Origin of the sequence: Nonomuraea guangzhouensis (assembly GCF_019396345.1) — a bacterium.
Lineage (GTDB): Bacteria > Actinomycetota > Actinomycetes > Streptosporangiales > Streptosporangiaceae > Nonomuraea > Nonomuraea guangzhouensis.
Genome location: NZ_JAHKRM010000004.1, coordinates 311,512 through 326,442, shown reverse-complemented (window position 1 = coordinate 326,442; position 14,931 = coordinate 311,512). Strand labels below are relative to the sequence as shown.

Annotated in this window: 15 protein-coding genes; 10 read left to right on the top strand and 5 right to left on the bottom strand. The window is 71.5% G+C overall.

Annotated elements, in window-relative coordinates; genetic code table 11:
- Nucleotides 1-29 precede the first annotated feature (29 nt).
- Nucleotides 30-509, top strand: coding sequence for a DUF3291 domain-containing protein (locus KME78_RS09730; protein ID WP_219528466.1), 480 nt, complete (start codon nt 30-32; stop codon nt 507-509).
- On the opposite strand, the gene KME78_RS09725 is transcribed toward KME78_RS09730, so the two are convergent.
- On the bottom strand, nt 455-1,495 hold the full coding sequence (locus KME78_RS09725) for a DUF3866 family protein (protein ID WP_246650861.1): 1,041 nt from the start codon (nt 1,493-1,495) through the stop codon (nt 455-457). The two genes, KME78_RS09730 and KME78_RS09725, sit on opposite strands and share 55 nt — an antisense overlap.
- A gap of 95 nt (nt 1,496-1,590) precedes the next feature.
- Between KME78_RS09725 and KME78_RS09720 the strand changes: the two genes are divergently transcribed.
- From KME78_RS09720 to KME78_RS09695, 6 genes are read left to right on the top strand one after another with little or no spacing between them, the layout of a single operon-like run.
- Complete coding sequence (locus KME78_RS09720) at nt 1,591-2,541, top strand: helix-turn-helix transcriptional regulator (RefSeq protein ID WP_219528464.1); 951 nt, start codon at nt 1,591-1,593, stop codon at nt 2,539-2,541.
- Entirely contained in the window at nt 2,538-3,503 is a 966-nt protein-coding gene (locus tag KME78_RS09715) for a helix-turn-helix transcriptional regulator (protein WP_219528463.1), read from the top strand. Before KME78_RS09720 ends, KME78_RS09715 begins: the two co-directional genes overlap by 4 nt.
- Nucleotides 3,500-3,700, top strand: coding sequence for a hypothetical protein (locus KME78_RS09710; RefSeq protein ID WP_219528462.1), 201 nt, complete (start codon nt 3,500-3,502; stop codon nt 3,698-3,700). Before KME78_RS09715 ends, KME78_RS09710 begins: the two co-directional genes overlap by 4 nt.
- 28 nt (nt 3,701-3,728) lie before the next feature.
- Nucleotides 3,729-4,049 carry a Sec-independent protein translocase subunit TatA gene (gene tatA, locus KME78_RS09705; protein WP_219528461.1) on the top strand — a complete coding sequence of 107 codons (321 nt, stop codon included), beginning with the start codon at nt 3,729-3,731 and terminating at the stop codon, nt 4,047-4,049.
- Nucleotides 4,050-4,082: 33 nt separating this feature from the next.
- Nucleotides 4,083-4,937 (top strand): twin-arginine translocase subunit TatC, encoded by an 855-nt coding sequence (gene tatC / locus KME78_RS09700; protein WP_219528460.1) that lies wholly within the window; start codon nt 4,083-4,085, stop codon nt 4,935-4,937.
- Between the two features lie 16 nt (nt 4,938-4,953).
- Nucleotides 4,954-5,841: a YegS/Rv2252/BmrU family lipid kinase gene (locus KME78_RS09695; RefSeq protein ID WP_219528459.1), complete on the top strand. Its 888-nt coding sequence runs from the start codon at nt 4,954-4,956 to the stop codon at nt 5,839-5,841.
- Nucleotides 5,842-5,879: 38 nt separating this feature from the next.
- Here the strand turns inward: KME78_RS09695 and KME78_RS09690 are convergent, their stop codons facing one another.
- Nucleotides 5,880-7,358 (bottom strand): MFS transporter, encoded by a 1,479-nt coding sequence (locus KME78_RS09690; protein ID WP_219528458.1) that lies wholly within the window; start codon nt 7,356-7,358, stop codon nt 5,880-5,882.
- Nucleotides 7,359-7,411: 53 nt separating this feature from the next.
- Between KME78_RS09690 and KME78_RS09685 the strand changes: the two genes are divergently transcribed.
- From KME78_RS09685 to KME78_RS09675, 3 genes are all read left to right on the top strand, one after another.
- Nucleotides 7,412-8,041: a TetR/AcrR family transcriptional regulator gene (locus tag KME78_RS09685; RefSeq protein WP_219528457.1), complete on the top strand. Its 630-nt coding sequence runs from the start codon at nt 7,412-7,414 to the stop codon at nt 8,039-8,041.
- A 41-nt stretch (nt 8,042-8,082) separates the two neighbouring features.
- Nucleotides 8,083-10,806, top strand: a complete 2,724-nt coding sequence (locus tag KME78_RS09680) for a DEAD/DEAH box helicase (protein WP_219528456.1) — start codon at nt 8,083-8,085, stop codon at nt 10,804-10,806.
- A 134-nt stretch (nt 10,807-10,940) separates the two neighbouring features.
- On the top strand, nt 10,941-11,111 hold the full coding sequence (locus tag KME78_RS09675) for a hypothetical protein (RefSeq protein WP_219528455.1): 171 nt from the start codon (nt 10,941-10,943) through the stop codon (nt 11,109-11,111).
- 52 nt (nt 11,112-11,163) lie between these two features.
- Here KME78_RS09675 and KME78_RS09670 read toward each other — a convergent pair whose 3' ends face one another.
- From KME78_RS09670 to KME78_RS09660, 3 genes are all read right to left on the bottom strand, one after another.
- Nucleotides 11,164-12,582: an RNB domain-containing ribonuclease gene (locus KME78_RS09670; RefSeq protein ID WP_219528454.1), complete on the bottom strand. Its 1,419-nt coding sequence runs from the start codon at nt 12,580-12,582 to the stop codon at nt 11,164-11,166.
- Between the two features lie 65 nt (nt 12,583-12,647).
- The gene (locus tag KME78_RS09665; RefSeq protein ID WP_219528647.1) at nt 12,648-13,544 is read right to left on the bottom strand and encodes a 5'-3' exonuclease; all 897 of its coding nucleotides are present in this window, start codon (nt 13,542-13,544) and stop codon (nt 12,648-12,650) included.
- A 10-nt stretch (nt 13,545-13,554) separates the two neighbouring features.
- Complete coding sequence (locus KME78_RS09660) at nt 13,555-14,817, bottom strand: PP2C family protein-serine/threonine phosphatase (protein WP_219528453.1); 1,263 nt, start codon at nt 14,815-14,817, stop codon at nt 13,555-13,557.
- Nucleotides 14,818-14,931 lie beyond the last annotated feature (114 nt).

The following is a 14,931-nucleotide window of genomic DNA, read 5'->3' as shown; positions in this document are numbered from 1 at the left end:
GAGCGGGGAAGGGTGGTGTGCTGAGCCTCATGCATCTCGCCGAGCTCAACATCGCCCATCTGCGCGCCCCGATCGACAGCCCTGAACTCGCGGAATTCGTCGCCGAGCTGGAGCCCATCAACACCGTCGCCGACGAGTACCCCGGATTCGTCTGGCGGATGAAGGAGAACGACGAGGACCCCACCGCGACCCTCACGCACAAGTACGGCGACCACCTGCTGCTCAACTTCTCGGTGTGGGAGTCGCTCGACTCGCTGTGGAACTACGCCTACCGCAGCGCCCATCTGGGCGTGCTGCGCCGCCGCAGGGAGTGGTTCCTGCGGATGGCCGAGCCGTACATGGTGATGTGGTGGATCCCGGAGGGCTACATCCCGAGCCTCGCCGAGGGCATGGAGCGCCTGGAACGCCTCAAGGCCGTGGGACCCAGCCCTGAGGCGTTCACGTTCAAGGACTCCTACGACAGCAGCGAGGCCGCGCACCTGCCCGCCGCGGCCGATGCCACGAAGTAGGCCAGGTCCTCCTCCAGGGACCGGCCCATCGTCGAGAGCTTGACCGGCGAGGCGCGCAGCGCCTCGTGCAGGCCGTCGACCGGCACCGGCACCAGCTCGTGCCGGACGGCGAGCAGCTCGGCCTGGTCCCTGACCCGCTCGCCCAGCTCCCCGGGCAGCAGCGGCACGGCCACCCGCGCCGGAGCCAGCGCGACGCGGCCGTAGGCGGTCAGCGAGTGGTGCGAGACGCCGAGGTGCCGCTCGCGCAGGTCGCCCTCGCTCACCCGCAGCGTCGCCACCGGGCGGCCGCGCAGCACCGAGGCGGCGTTGATCGCCTCCCCCGCCGAGACGCCCGAGAATCCCCACCGGGTCCCCGTGCCGAGGTTGCCGGGCCCCTGCGCGACGATCGCCACGTCGGCCTCCAGCACGTGCCTGGCGGCCAGCAGCCCGGTGTGGACGGTCACCGCCTCGACGTCGCCGCCGAACGCCTGGCCCACCGTCACCACCCCGGTCAGCCAGCCGATCTCCCGCAGTTTCGCGGCGGCCATGGAGAACCAGGCGGGCAGCGCGCCCCCGTCCTGCATCACGTAGGCGACCCGTACGCCCGCCCGCGCCTCGTACAGGCCGCACAGGATCGGCGGCAGGGCCGAGTGCAGGTCGGCGACCACCACCGGCATGCCGTCGATCGAGTCGGCCTCGCGCAGGACCTCGTGGAAGGGCGAGTCCTGCTCGTCGGCGCCGAGCACGGTGGCCTGCAACGGCGTGTAACGGGCCTTCACCAGGTGCCCGGGTCCCCGCGGATCTTCCGGTAAACGGTTCGGGACTGCCACCACCATGGCGTAACCTCCCGTACCGAGACCCATCGCGAGTGCCGTCGTGTTGAGCAGGACCTCGTCGCCGGGTTCCGGACGGCCCACCAGGGGCGGATAGGCCAGAGCCCGGTATGTCCCGCCAGGCTCCGCGCCCGGCTGGTGGTCCCCTCCGGAGACGGCGACATCCAGTTCCATCGCTCCCGGCCACTCGCGCCGGATCCGCACGACCTCGCCCTTGCGCCATCTGATCACTCGGGCAGGGTAGCGTCGTTGAAGGAGGAGTGAGGCAGATGTCGCGCCGCAAGACCGAGCGATTGCTGAACCTGGTGATCTGCCTGCTCGCCACGCGCCGTCCTTTGTCGGCCGAGCAGATCCGCCAGGCCGTCCCCGGCTACGACCGTGAGGGTGACGAGGCGTTCCAGCGGATGTTCGAGCGCGACAAGAACGAGCTGCGCGAGATCGGCATCCCCATCGACGTGGTGCGCGACCCGTGGGAGGACGAGCCCGGCTACCGCATCGAGCGCCAGTCCTACGAGCTGCCGGAGATCACCCTGGAGGCCGACGAGGCCGCCGTGCTCGGCCTGGCCGCGCAGGTGTGGCAGCGGGCCAGCCTGGCCGAGGCCGCCTCCGGCGCGCTGCTCAAGCTGCGCGCGGGCGGCGTGGCCACCGACGAGACCATCGGCGCCGGAGCGCTGGAGCTGCGCCTCGACACCCGCGACCCGGCCTTCCCCGCGCTGTGGGACGCGGTGCGCGACCGGCGCCTGGTGCGCTTCGACTACCGCGGCGCCGGCAGCGAGAACGTCCGCAGCCGCACGGTCGAGCCATGGGGCGTGGTCAGCCGTCGCGGCCGCTGGTACCTCGCCGGGTTCGACCGCGGCCGGGACGCGCCGCGCGCCTTCCGGCTCAGCCGCATCACCGGTCAGGTCGTCACCGTCGGCCGGCCGGGCTCGATCGAGGTGCCGCCCGGCGTCGACCTGCGGGCCATGGTCGGCTTCCCCGAGGAGCCGGTCGAGGAGCGCGTGGCCGTCATCCGCGTACGGCAGGGCGCCTGCGAGGGGCTGCGGCAGCTGTCCAGGGTCGTACGCACGGGCTCCGACGGGTGGGACGAGGCCGAGCTGGGCTTCACCGACCCCGAACGACTGGCCGGCTGGATGGCCAGCCTGGGCGCCGACGTCGAGGTGGTCGACCCGCCGGACGCCCGCGAGGCCGTCATCCGCCGTCTGAAGGGAGCACTGGCGTGAGTGGATCCGCCGACCGGCTGCCGAGGCTGCTCGCGCTGGTGCCCTACCTGATGTCGCACCCGGGCGCGCAGCTCGGCGAGGTGGCCGAGGTGTTCGGGCTGAGCGAGAAGCAGCTCATCGACGACCTGCAGCTGGTGTGGATGTGCGGGTTGCCGGGACACACGCCCGGCGACCTGATCGACGTGTCGTGGGACGGCGGCGAGATCCTCATCGACAACGCCGACACCATCGCCAGGCCGCTGCGGCTCGGCATCGACGAGGCCAGCGCGCTGCTGGTCGCGCTGCGCATGCTCGGCGCCATGCCGGAGCTGGCCGAGGTGCCCGGCGACGCGCTGCCCCGGGTGGTCGCCAAGCTGGAGCGGGCCGCGGGGGAGGGCGCGGCGGCCGTCAGCAGCCAGGTCGCGGTCGACGTCGACGCCACCCCCGACGCGCTGCTGCGCGTGCGCGAGGGGCTGACCAGCCGGCGGCGTCTGTCGCTGCGCTACTACGTGCCGGGCCGCGACGAGGTGACGCCGCGCGAGGTCGACCCGATGCGGCTGGTCGTCGTCGACGGCCGTACCTACCTGGAGTGCTGGTGCTACCGGGCCGAGGCGATGCGGCTGTTCCGGCTCGACCGGATGCTCGGTGTCGAGGTGCTCGACGTGGCCGCCGACCCGCCCGCCGAGGCCGAGCCGATCGACGTCGCGCAGGGCGTGTTCCGGCCCTCGCCCACCGATGAGCTGGTCGAGCTTGAGGTGACCGCCGCCGGCCGCTGGGTGGCCGAGTACTACCCGTGCGAGCAGGTCACCGAGCTGGGCGAGGGGCGGCTGCGGGTGGCGCTGCGGGCCCGCGACGAGGACTGGCTGCTCAAACTGGCGCTGCGCCTGGGCGACACCGGCCGGGTGGTCTCACCGACCGCGCTGGCCGACCGGGTGCGGGAAGAGGCCGAACGCGCCCTGAGCCGCTACGCTCACCGTTCATGACCTGGATCATCGTGGCGGCCGGGCTCGGCGTCGCCGGGCTGGCCGCGCTGGCGATCGCGGGTGTACGACTTCTCTCCGCCGCGCGTACTCTGAACAGAGAAGTAGCCGGGGCGCGGGCCCAGCTCGAGCCGCGGCAGGCCAGATTGAGGCACCGGGGGGATGAGACCAACCCCCCGGCAGCGTACGATCGTGGCTGAAACAGCACTCGTTCAAAAAGGACGTTTCATGGGAAACCTCGGACCGACTGAGCTTCTGATCATTGCCGGCGTGCTCGTCCTGCTGTTCGGTGCCAAGAAGCTGCCGGAGATGGCCAGGGGCCTCGGCAGGTCGATGCGCATCTTCAAGTCGGAGACGGCCAAGCTGCGCGAAGACGACTACGACGACCGGCCGGCCACGGTCGAGACGGTGACGCAGACGCCCGCCCAGCCGCAGCCCGCGCCCGCGCAGCCCCTCCAGGCCGCGCCCGCGCCTTCGGTGGAGGAGCAGGCCCGCCAGTTGGAGGAGCAGGCGGCCAAGCTGCGCGCCAGCGCCGACAAGAAAGTCTGACCCTGACCCTCCTCGCACTCCTGGGACTGCTAGATGGCGTTGCTCAAGAAGTCGAGCGGAGAAGGTTCGGCCCACGATCCCGAGGGCCGCATGCCGCTCATGGACCACTTGCGGGAGCTGCGTAACCGGCTGCTCGTGGCCACGATCGCGGTGGTCGTCGGCATCGTCATCGGCTGGATCTTCTTCGACCCGGTGTGGGCGATCCTGAAGGCGCCCTACTGTGACACCGTTCAGTCGCAGCAGCTCGTTCAGGGCCATTGCAGCCTGACCTACAGCGGCATCTTCCAGTCGTTCTTCATCACGCTGAAGGTGTCGGCGATGATCGGCCTGGTGCTGGCGTCGCCGGTCTGGCTCTACCAGATCTGGGCGTTCGTCACGCCCGCGCTCTATCGCAACGAGAAGCGCTACACGGTGGTGTTCCTGGCCCTGGCGATCCCGCTGTTCGCCCTGGGCGCGGTGCTGGCCTACGTCATCATGCACACCAGCCTGGGCTTCCTGCTGGGCTTCTCGCTCGACGACACGGTCGCCACCATCGGGATCGACGACTATCTCGACTACGTCCTGATCATGATCGCCATCTTCGGGATCTCGTTCGAGCTGCCGCTCTTCCTGGTCTTCCTCAACGTGCTCGGGGTGCTGTCGCACGCCACGGTGGCCAAGCACCGGCGCATGGTCATCTTCCTCATGTTCGTGTTCGGCGCCGTCATCACGCCGGGTGGCGATCCGTTCGCGATGATGGCCCTTGCCGCACCGATGATCATCCTGTTCGCGGCGGCCGAGCTGTTCATGTACGTACGCGAGCGGCGCATGCCCGCCGGCGAGGACTTCTCCCACCTGTCCGACGACGAGGCGTCACCCCTGGAACAGGATTCCGATTCGGAGCGATAGGCGATAAGTTCCGGGCGTGTCCCCTCAACTCGTCCTGCTCGTCAACCCCGCCGCCCGCGGCGGCCGTGCGGTGCGTCTGCTCGGACCCGTGGCCCGTCGCCTGCGCGCGGGCGGGGCCGACGTGTCGGTGATCGTCGGTGACAGCGCGCCCGACGCGTTGGAGCGGGCCTGCGCCGCCGTGGCCGAGCGCCCCGACGCGCTGGTGGCCTTCGGCGGTGATGGCCTGGTCCACCTGGCCGTGCAGGCGGTCGTCGGGACGGACGTGCCGCTCGGCATCATCCCCGCGGGGACCGGCAACGACATCGCCACCGCCCTGGGCGTGCCGCGCAAGGACCCGATGGCGGCGGCCCGCGTGGTGCTGCGCGGCAGGTCCCGCCTGGTCGACGCCGCCCGCATCCAGGCCGGGCAGGCGGACGAGGTGTTCGCCGGGGTGGTGTGCTGCGGGTTCGACTCCCGGGTGAACGAGCGGGCCAACGGGCTCAGCTGGCCGCCGGGGATGGCCAAGTACCTGCTGGCCACCTTCCAGGAGTTGCGGCGGTTCCGGCCCATCCCCTTCCGCATCACGCTCGACGACGATGAGCCGATCGAGCGGGAGGCGATGCTGGTCGCGGTGGGCAACACCTCCTCCTACGGCGCCGGGATGCGGGTCTGTCCCGATGCCCAGCCCGACGACGGGCTGCTCGACGTGATGATCCTTTCGGCCTTGTCCAAGGCCGAGTTCGTCCGGGTGTTCCCGAGCGTCTACCGGGGGGTGCACGTCGCTCACGAGGCCGTGTCGGTCAGGCGGGTGCGGCGGGTGGTGCTGGAGGCGCCCGACGTGGTGGCCTACGCCGACGGTGAGCGGATCGGGCCGGTCCCCGTCACGTGCGAGATCCAGCCGGGGGCGCTGCGGGTCATCGCTTGAGATCTACAACGTAAAGGCGCGCGGGTCGTACAGGGTGGTCAGACTTTGACGCGTTGCGGGGCGGGCGGGTCGGCGGGCAGCGCGGAGCTGGTCCTGAGGAAGAGGGCGAGCACCAGGGCGGCGGCCATCACGCCCGCCGCCGACAGGAACACCACCTGTACGCCCGACACCAGTGCGCCGACCGCCTGCTCGCGCACCTCGGGCCGCAGCGCCCCGGCCAGGCTCCCGGCCCGGAAGTTCGGCGGCAGGTGCGACGCGGTGGCCCGGTTCAGCAGGATGCCGAACATGACCGTGCCCAGCGCCGAGCCGAGCACCTGGGCGAAGCGGATCGACGTGGTGGCCACGCCGAGCTGGGAGGGCGGTGCCGCGTTCTGCACCAGCAGGACGACGACGCCGAGCACCATGCCGAACCCGACGCCCATCACGAACAGGTCGAAGCGGAGCGTCCAGGCGGACGTGGCCGCCTCCAGACGGCTCAGCAGCACCATGGCGACCGTCACGCAGGCCATACCCGCGACCAGGAACGGCTTGGTGCCGCGCCCGCGCCCGATGAGCGAGCCCGAGATCGTGCCGGACGCGACCATGCCGATCGCCATCGGGATGAGGTACAGCCCCGCGTCCGTGGCTTTGACGCCGACCGCGGCCTGCAGGTAGACGATCGTGTAGAAGATGCCGCCCGCCATGCCGAGGGCGGTCAGGAGCTGCAGCGGCAGGGCGATCCTGAGCGTGGGGTCACGGAACATCGAGAAGGGCAGGATCGGCTCCGCCGCGGTGAGCTGGCGCCAGGCGAACATCGCGAACAGCACGATGTCCAGGGCGATGAGCGACAGCATCGTGGTGGAGTCCCAGGCGTAGGTCTTGCCGCCCCACTCGACGACCAGCAGCATCAGGCAGGCCGCCGTCGCGATCAGCCCCGCCCCCAGGTAGTCGATGCGGTGCCGCAGCCCGCCGTCGCCGAGCCTGATCACGACCGCGGCCGACACCAGCACGAACAGGCCGACCGGCAGGTTGAGGTAGAAGATCCAGCGCCAGGTGACGTGGTCGGTGAACACGCCGCCCAGGAGCGGGCCCGCCACCAGGCCGAGCCCGGCGATGAGGCCGCCCGCGCCGCCCGCCGAGGCCCGCTTCTGGGGCGGGAACAGGTGGGCGGCGACGACCATCGTGACGCTCATCAGGCCGCCGCCGCCGAGCCCCTGCACCGCGCGGAAGGCGACCAGCTGACCCATGTCCTGAGCCACCCCGCACAGCGCGGACCCGGTCAGGAACAGGCCCACGGCGCCCAGGTAGACGTGCTTGGCGCCGTAGACGTCGCACAGCTTGCCGTAGAGGGGCAGGGCGGCGGTGGCCGCCAGGGAGTAGGCGGTGATCAGCCACGGCAGCCGCTCCAGGCCGTGGACGGGGTCGAGCTCGCGGACGATCGACCAGGACGCGGTCGAGACGATGTTCTGGTCCAGGACGGCCAGGATCAGCGTGAGCAGCACGCCCACCATGGCGATCCGTTTCTGCGCTTCGGTCATATTTATAGACTGGGTCAAAAATTCGACCCGGTCAACTCCGATAGGATGGGCGCGTGGAAGAAGGCCTGCGGGAGCGCAAGAAGCGGGAGACCCGGCGGACGATCCACGACACCGCGATGCGGCTGTTCACCGAGCGCGGATTCGCCGAGGTGTCGGTCCTGGAGATCGCCGAACAGGCGGGTGTCTCCAAGATGACCGTCTTCAACTATTTCCCCACCAAGGAGGACATCGTCCTCGACGTGATGGGCGAGAGCTACAGCGACATCGCGCAGCTCGTGAGCGGCCGGCGGCCGGGTGAGTCGCTGGTCGACGGGGCGCACCGCGAGTTCGTGGAGCGGCTGGCCCGGCACGCCCCGGAGACCGGGCTCGACGACAGCCCGGCCTACCTCGAGCAGCTGCACCTGTTCAGGAAGACCCCCTCGCTGGCGGCCAGGCTGCTGCTGTTCCACGTCGCGGCCGAGGCCAAGATGACCGAGGCCATCGAGCTGGAGCGGCCCGGTGACCCCCGCGCGCCGTTCGCCGCCGGGCAGCTCTACTCCCTGCTGCGCACCCTTCAGGTGCAGAACAGCCGCCGCATCTACCACGGGCAGAGCGCCGACGAGGCATACCCCGACGCGCTCGCCGCCGCCGACACCGGTTTCGACCTGCTCCGCGGCGGCCTCGGCGACTATCTGGCGGGCTAGCCGGGACGGACCGGAATGGCGATTTCGGTAAGGTGACGGTTATGACGAGTCCAGCGGAACGGTACGCGGCTTTCCGCGAGAAGTACGGGGACGACGGAGTCGCCCTCTCATCGTTCCGAGGTCACTATGACTTCGAGCTCGACGACTTCCAGATCGACGGCTGCCGCGCGCTGGAAGCAGGCGACGGGGTGCTGGTGGCGGCACCCACCGGGTCAGGCAAGACGGTCGTCGGCGAATTCGCCGTCCACCTGGCCCTGGAGCAGGGGCGCAAGTGCTTCTACACCACCCCGATCAAGGCGCTGTCCAACCAGAAGTACAACGACCTGGTCAAGCGCTACGGCACGGCCAAGGTCGGGCTGCTGACCGGCGACAACAGCGTCAACGGCGACGCCCCGATCGTGGTCATGACCACCGAGGTGCTGCGCAACATGCTCTACGCCGGCTCGGCCACGCTGGCCGGGCTGGGCTACGTCGTCATGGACGAGGTGCATTACCTGGCCGACCGCTTTCGCGGCGCGGTCTGGGAAGAGGTGATCATCCACCTGCCGGAGTCGGTCCGGCTGGCGGCGCTGTCGGCGACGGTCAGCAACGCCGAGGAGTTCGGCGAGTGGCTGGGCGAGGTACGCGGCGACACCACGGTCATCGTCGACGAGCACCGGCCGGTGCCGCTGTGGCAGCACCTGATGATCGGCAACCGCATCTACGACCTGTTCATGACCGACGATCTGACGCCGCGCATCAACCCCACGCTGATGCGGGTCACCCGCGACACCGAACGGCTGACCGCCGGTCGCGGCCGGCGGGGCTACGGCCGGCCGCAGCGTTCCCGCCCACCGGACCGCGCCCAGGTGATCGAGAAGCTCGACTCCGAGGCGCTGCTGCCCGCGATCACGTTCATCTTCTCCCGCGCCGGCTGCGACGCGGCCGTCATGCAGTGCCTGCATGCCGGCATCCGGCTCACCGACGAGCGGGAGCGGCACGAGATCAGGCAGCTCGTCGACGAGCGCACCGCGCACCTGCCCGACGAGGACCTGTCCGTGCTCGGCTACCTGGAGTGGCGCGACTGCCTGGAGCGCGGCCTGGCCGCCCACCACGCGGGCATGCTGCCGGCCTTCAAGGAGGTCGTCGAGGAGCTGTTCACCCGCGGGCTGGTCAAGGCGGTGTTCGCCACCGAGACGCTGGCGCTCGGCATCAACATGCCCGCCCGCAGCGTGGTCATCGAGAAGCTCGACAAGTGGAACGGCGAGACGCACGCCGACCTCACCCCCGGCGAATACACCCAGCTCACCGGCCGGGCCGGGCGGCGCGGCATCGACGTCGAAGGCCACGCCGTGGTGCTCTGGCAGCCCGGCATGGATCCGCTGTCGGTCGCCGGGCTGGCGGGCACCCGCACCTACCCGCTGCGTTCCAGCTTTCAGCCCTCGTACAACATGGCTGTCAACCTGGTCGGCCAGTTCGGCCGCGAGCGCGCCCGCACGCTGCTGGAGGAGTCGTTCGCGCAGTTCCAGGCCGACCGGGCGGTCGTCGGGCTGGCCAAGCAGCTGCGCAAGCACGAGGAGGCGCTGGAGGGCTACAAGGAGGCGATGACCTGCCACCTGGGCGACTTCCCCGAATACGCGGCGCTGCGCCGCCGCCTGTCCGACCGCGAGGCCGAGCTGTCCAAGCAGCGCGGCGCCGCGCGCCGGGCCGCGGCCGTCAAGTCACTGGAGGCGCTGCAGCCCGGCGACGTCATCCGGGTGCCGGGCGGGCGCCGGGCCGGTCTGGCGATCGTGCTCGACCCGGGCCGCAACCCGCGCGGTCACGGTCCCAGCCCGCTGGTGCTGACGATCGGCAAGCAGGTCAAGAAGCTCGACCCGGCCGACTTCCCCGTCCCGGTCGAGCCGATCGAGAAGCTGCGCATCCCGAAGAACTTCAACGGCCGCTCGCCGAAGGAGCGCGCCAACCTCGTCTCCACGCTGCTCGCCAAGATCGGCGACCGCGATCTGGGCAAGCCTGCCCGGGCCCGCGACCACACCGTCGAGGACGAGGAGATCAACGAGCTGCGCCGGCGCATCCGCCAGCACGCGTGCCACGGCTGCGACGAGCGGGAGGACCACGCCCGCTGGGCCGAGCGCTACTACAAGCTGCAGCGCGAGACCGAGGGGCTGCGGCGCCGCGTCGAGGGCCGCTCGCACGTCATCTCCCGCACCTTCGACCGGATCTGCTCGGTGCTGGAGCAGCTCGGCTACCTGCACGATGAGGCCGTCACCGACGAGGGCCGCCGCCTGGGCCGCCTCTACACCGAGCTCGACCTGCTCACCGCCGAGTGCCTGCGCAGCGGGCTGTGGGAGCAGCTCGACCCGGCGGAGCTGGCGGCGTGCGTGTCGGCGCTGGTCTTCGAGTCGCGTAACGCCGACGACGCCCGCCGCCCCAAGATCCCCGCCGGGCGGGCGCAGGACGCGCTGACGGCCATGATGCGGCTCTGGGGTGAGCTGGAGGGCATCGAGTCCGACCACGGGCTGTCCACGATCCGCGAGCCCGACCTGGGGTTCGCGTGGGCGGCCTTCCGCTGGACCAAGGGGCACAGCCTCGACGCGGTGCTCATGGACGGCATCAACGGCAACGAGCTGGCGGCCGGCGACTTCGTCCGCTGGGTGAAGCAGTTGATGGACCTGCTCGGCCAGCTGGGCAACGCCGCGCCGCAGGGGAGCAAGGTCAAGCAGACCGCCGGTAAGGCCATGGACGCCATGCGGCGGGGGGTTGTCGCGTATTCGTCCCTGTCCTGATCAGGCCGACTGACCGTCCGGTCAAGGGGATGTAGTCGACTGTATACGTAACGTCACTTTGTGGTCAGTTTCGGGGTGTTTCGGGGCGGTAATCCCCAGGTCGAAGCAGGTTTTTCCCCGAGCCGGAGGACGCCATGTTCGCTCTCGTCGCCGCACTTCTGTTCCTGCTCGCGCTGATCTTCGAGATCGCCAACGTGGCCGTGGGCGGCGTGCTCACGGCCACCACGCTCGGCACCGCCGGACTGCTCTGCGTCGCGCTGCACCTGATGGGGCTGGGGGCGGGCTGGAAGCCGCTGAAGCGGTAGCCGCAACCGCGAGGAGCCGCGTGCGGGATCTCCGCGCGCGGCTCCTTCATGTTCACGCCAGGGTGAAACGTACTTCCCGGGTGGCCGGGTCGGCCTGGGTCAGGCGTACCGAGACCTGCTCGCCCAGGGGGAGCGGGCCGTCGCAGCGGGCGATCACCGCCGGGTCGGCGAGCTGGACCTGGCCGCCCTCGCGGTGCTCGTCGGTGTCGATCACCATCGCGTCGAACGCCTGGCCGACGCGGTCGCGCAGCAGGAACGCCTCCACCAGGTCGACGCAGGCGCGCTCCACCGCCCCCGCCCGGCGGCCGGTCGCGGACATGATGTCCGGCAGGCCCGCCAGCGCCTCCTCCACGTCCTGCGGCACCGGCTCGCCCGCGGCGACCGCCAGGCAGACCTCCGTCGCGTACCGGTCGACCAGGCGCCGCAGCGGCGCCGTGACGTGCGCGTAGGGCGCGGCCACCGCGACGTGCTCGGCCAGCTTCGGCGGCTCCCCGTTGAACGCCACGTAGCCGGCGCCGCGCAGCAGCACCTTCGACTCGTGCAGGAACGCCGCCTGCTGCGGGTTCTTCGGATCCAGGTCGTGGACCACGTCGCCGTAGGAGGCGCCGCCCGGCCACGGGACGCCCAGCGCGTCGGCCACCCGGCGTACCTTGGCCAGGTCGCCGGAGCGCGGCGGCGGCAGCACGCGCAGCACGCCGATCTCCGCGTCGAGCATCATCGAGGCCGCCGCCATGCCGGTGAGCAGGGAGATCTGCGCGTTCCACGCCTCGGCGGGCAGCGGCACCCGGTATTCGAGCCGGTAGCCGCCGCCGTCCGGCACCACCTCCTGCTCGGGGGTGGGCAGGGTGACGCCGCCGCGCTCGCGTTCGAGCTCCAGCCGCAGCCTGCCGACCTCGGCCAGCAGGGCGAGCGTGCCGCCGGCGGTGCCGGTGTCGACCGCGGCCTGCACGTAGTCGTAGTCGAGCCGTTCGCGGCTGCGTACCAGGCCCCGCTGGACGTCGGCGCCGACCGTGCGGCCCTCCGCGTCGAGGTCGATCCGCCACACCGCGGCCGGGCGGGTCACGCCGGGCAGCAGGCTGGCCGCGTCCTCCGAGATGACCTTCGGGTGCAGCGGCACCTTGTCCAGGGGCATGTAGACGGTCTCGCCCCGGGTGCGGGCCTCGGCGTCGATCGCGCCGCCGGGCCGTACGAACGCGCCGACATCGGCGATCGCGTACCAGACGCGGTAGCCGCCGCGCAGCCGCTCCAGGTGGAGGGCCTGGTCGAGGTCCATCGAGCCGAGCGGGTCGATGGTGACGAACGGCAGCTCCGTCAGGTCCCTGCCGCCGAACCTGGGCACCGACGCCACCCAGTCGGCCTCGTCGAGCACGGCTCTCGGGAACTCGCCGGGCAGCCGCTGCTCCCGCCGGATGCGCTCGAACCCGTCGTCGAGGCGGGCGGGGACGTCACTGGGGACCCGGATGTTCGTCACCGGGTCAACCTATCGCCACAGCCCCGCCGGCCCGATGCGCGGGCGTCGCGGCGCGCTGGCCGGGGTCATCTCTGGCCGAGCGCCTCCAGCAGGCGGTTGAGCGGGCTGTCGAGGCCGTACTGGTCGGCCAGCCGTACGAGGGCCTCGGGGTCGCGGGGCTTGCCCGGCAGCGTCAGGTCGGCGTCGGGCAGCGGCGCGTCCGAGGCCACCTCCACCACGGCGGGGGCGACCCGCAGGTAGTCGCGGGCGGCGGCCAGCTTGGTGCGGCTGCCCGCGGGGAAGCCGTCCGTGGCGCCCGCGTCGAGGGCCTCCAGCAGCGCGCCGAGCGAGCCGAACCGGGTGATGAGCGAGGCCGCCGTCTTCTCCCCGACGCCCGCCACGCCCGGCAGGCCGTCGCTGGGGTCGCCGCGCAGGGTGGCGAAGTCGGCATAGGCGCGGCCGGGAATGCCGTACTTGTCCGCCACGAACGCCTCGTCGACCGTCTGCAGGTTGCGGATGCCCCGCACGGTGTAGAGGACGCGCACCGGGCGGGCGTCGTCGACCAGCTGGAACAGGTCGCGGTCGCCCGTCACGATGTCGACCGCCCCGCCGGCGCGGTGGGTCAGCGTCCCGATCACGTCGTCGGCCTCGTATCCGGGCGACTCCAGCCGGGCGATGCCGAGCGCGTCGAGCACCTGCTCGATGACCGGGATCTGCGGCACCAGCGTCGCGGGCACCTCCTCGGTGTCGCCGTGGGCGACGCGGTGCGCCTTGTACGTCGGGATGGCGGCCACCCGGAAGGCGGGGCGCCAGTCGGCGTCCATCGTGGCGACCAGCTCGGTGGGGGAGTGGTGGCGCACCAGGGTGGCGATCATGTCGATGAGGCCGCGCACCGCGTTCACCGGCGAACCGTCGGGCGCGGTGATCGACTCCGGGATGCCGTAGAAGGCGCGGAAGTACAGCGACGGGGTGTCGAGAAGCATCAGCACCCGCCTATGGTCGCACTCCCGCAGGTCGGCCGCCCACTCCCAGCCCCACGGCGAGGAGGCAGGCGTCGTCTTCTGGGTTGGGGCCGCCGATGCCGGTCAGCAGCCGGTCCAGCCCGGCGTCGAGGTCGTGGCCCGGCAGCTCGCAGGCGGCCGCCGTGGCCAGCGCCAGGCCCTCGTCGATGTCGCGGGTGCGCCGCTCCACCAGCCCGTCGGTGAACAGCAGCAGCACGTCCCCCTCGCGCAGCGCCGTACTGGTCAGGCCGTACGGCTGGTCGCCGGTGGCGCCGAGCAGGACGCCCTTCGGCACGCTCAGCGGGCCCGCCACGCCGTCGCGGACCAGGATCGGCGCCAGGTTGCCCGCCTGGCCCCAGGTGAAGACCCGGCTCGCGGGGTCGAGGTGGCCGATGATCGCGGTCGCCGTGGTCTCCCGCAGCCGGTGCATGACCAGCTCGTTCAGCCAGGCCAGCAGGCGGTTCGGGGGCTCGCCGGTCATCGTCAGGCCGATGAGGGCGTGGCGGAGCTGCGCCATGTGCGCGATGGCGGGCAGGCCGTGGCCGGAGACGTCGCCGATCGCCAGCAGCATCCGGCCGTCGGGCAGCGCGGCGGCCTCGAACCAGTCGCCGCCCAGGTTCGCCGTCTTCTCGGCCGGTACGTAGCGGACCGCGATCCGGGTGCACGGCAGGTCGAGGCAGCCGACCGGCTCGGGCAGGATCGCCTCGCGCAGCGCCAGCATCACGTGGCGCTCCTCGGCCGCCTTCTCCCGGGCCTCCAGGAGCTGGCGGCGTGACTCCGACATGATGCGCTCGGCGCGGCGGCGGCCGGTGATGTCCTGGACCACTCCGTGCACGCCCTCGGGCCCGCCGGGCGTCATCAGCGGCTCCAGCACGACGCGCAGGTTACGCAGCTCGGCGCCGCGCCGGATGCGGAACTCGGCCTGCACCGGCTCCTCACCCTGCACGACGCTCCACAGGAGCTGGTCGAGCGCGCCGTGGTCGCCGGGCTCGACGTGCTTGGCCAGGTCGGGCAGGTGGATCGGCCCGTCGTCCCGGTCCCGCCCGAAGATCAGGTAGACGTGGTCGGACCAGGTGGCCGCCCCGGTGTGGAGGTTCCATTCGGCCCAGCCCATGTTGCCCAGCCGCTCGGCGTGCGCCAGCCGGGTGGCGAGCAGCTCGGCGTCGCGCTCGGTCGCGGGCTGCTGCGCGAGGCGCCGGACCAGTTCGGCCGCACTCATCGGGCGGCGCTGGTGGCTGCCCCAGACGTCGACCATGAGTCTCACTCTCGAAACGCGGTGGAACCGGACAATTGACACCACAATACGTGATCGTCCATCTGCGGAGTGTAGCCACGGCTTGCCGCGTTGTGAGAGCTTTTCGCGGATTTT

Excerpts from the sequence above, each read along its gene's own strand:
- KME78_RS09730 (WP_219528466.1), top strand. The coding sequence starts at position 30 with ATGCATCTCGCCGAGCTCAACATCGCCCATCTGCGCGCCCCGATCGAC.
- KME78_RS09725 (WP_246650861.1), bottom strand. The coding sequence starts at position 1,495 with ATGGAACTGGATGTCGCCGTCTCCGGAGGGGACCACCAGCCGGGCGCG.
- KME78_RS09720 (WP_219528464.1), top strand. The coding sequence starts at position 1,591 with ATGTCGCGCCGCAAGACCGAGCGATTGCTGAACCTGGTGATCTGCCTG.
- KME78_RS09710 (WP_219528462.1), top strand. The coding sequence starts at position 3,500 with ATGACCTGGATCATCGTGGCGGCCGGGCTCGGCGTCGCCGGGCTGGCC.
- tatA (WP_219528461.1), top strand. The coding sequence starts at position 3,729 with ATGGGAAACCTCGGACCGACTGAGCTTCTGATCATTGCCGGCGTGCTC.
- tatC (WP_219528460.1), top strand. The coding sequence starts at position 4,083 with ATGGCGTTGCTCAAGAAGTCGAGCGGAGAAGGTTCGGCCCACGATCCC.
- KME78_RS09690 (WP_219528458.1), bottom strand. The coding sequence starts at position 7,358 with ATGACCGAAGCGCAGAAACGGATCGCCATGGTGGGCGTGCTGCTCACG.
- KME78_RS09680 (WP_219528456.1), top strand. The coding sequence starts at position 8,083 with ATGACGAGTCCAGCGGAACGGTACGCGGCTTTCCGCGAGAAGTACGGG.
- KME78_RS09675 (WP_219528455.1), top strand. The coding sequence starts at position 10,941 with ATGTTCGCTCTCGTCGCCGCACTTCTGTTCCTGCTCGCGCTGATCTTC.
- KME78_RS09665 (WP_219528647.1), bottom strand. The coding sequence starts at position 13,544 with ATGCTTCTCGACACCCCGTCGCTGTACTTCCGCGCCTTCTACGGCATC.
- KME78_RS09660 (WP_219528453.1), bottom strand. The coding sequence starts at position 14,817 with ATGGTCGACGTCTGGGGCAGCCACCAGCGCCGCCCGATGAGTGCGGCC.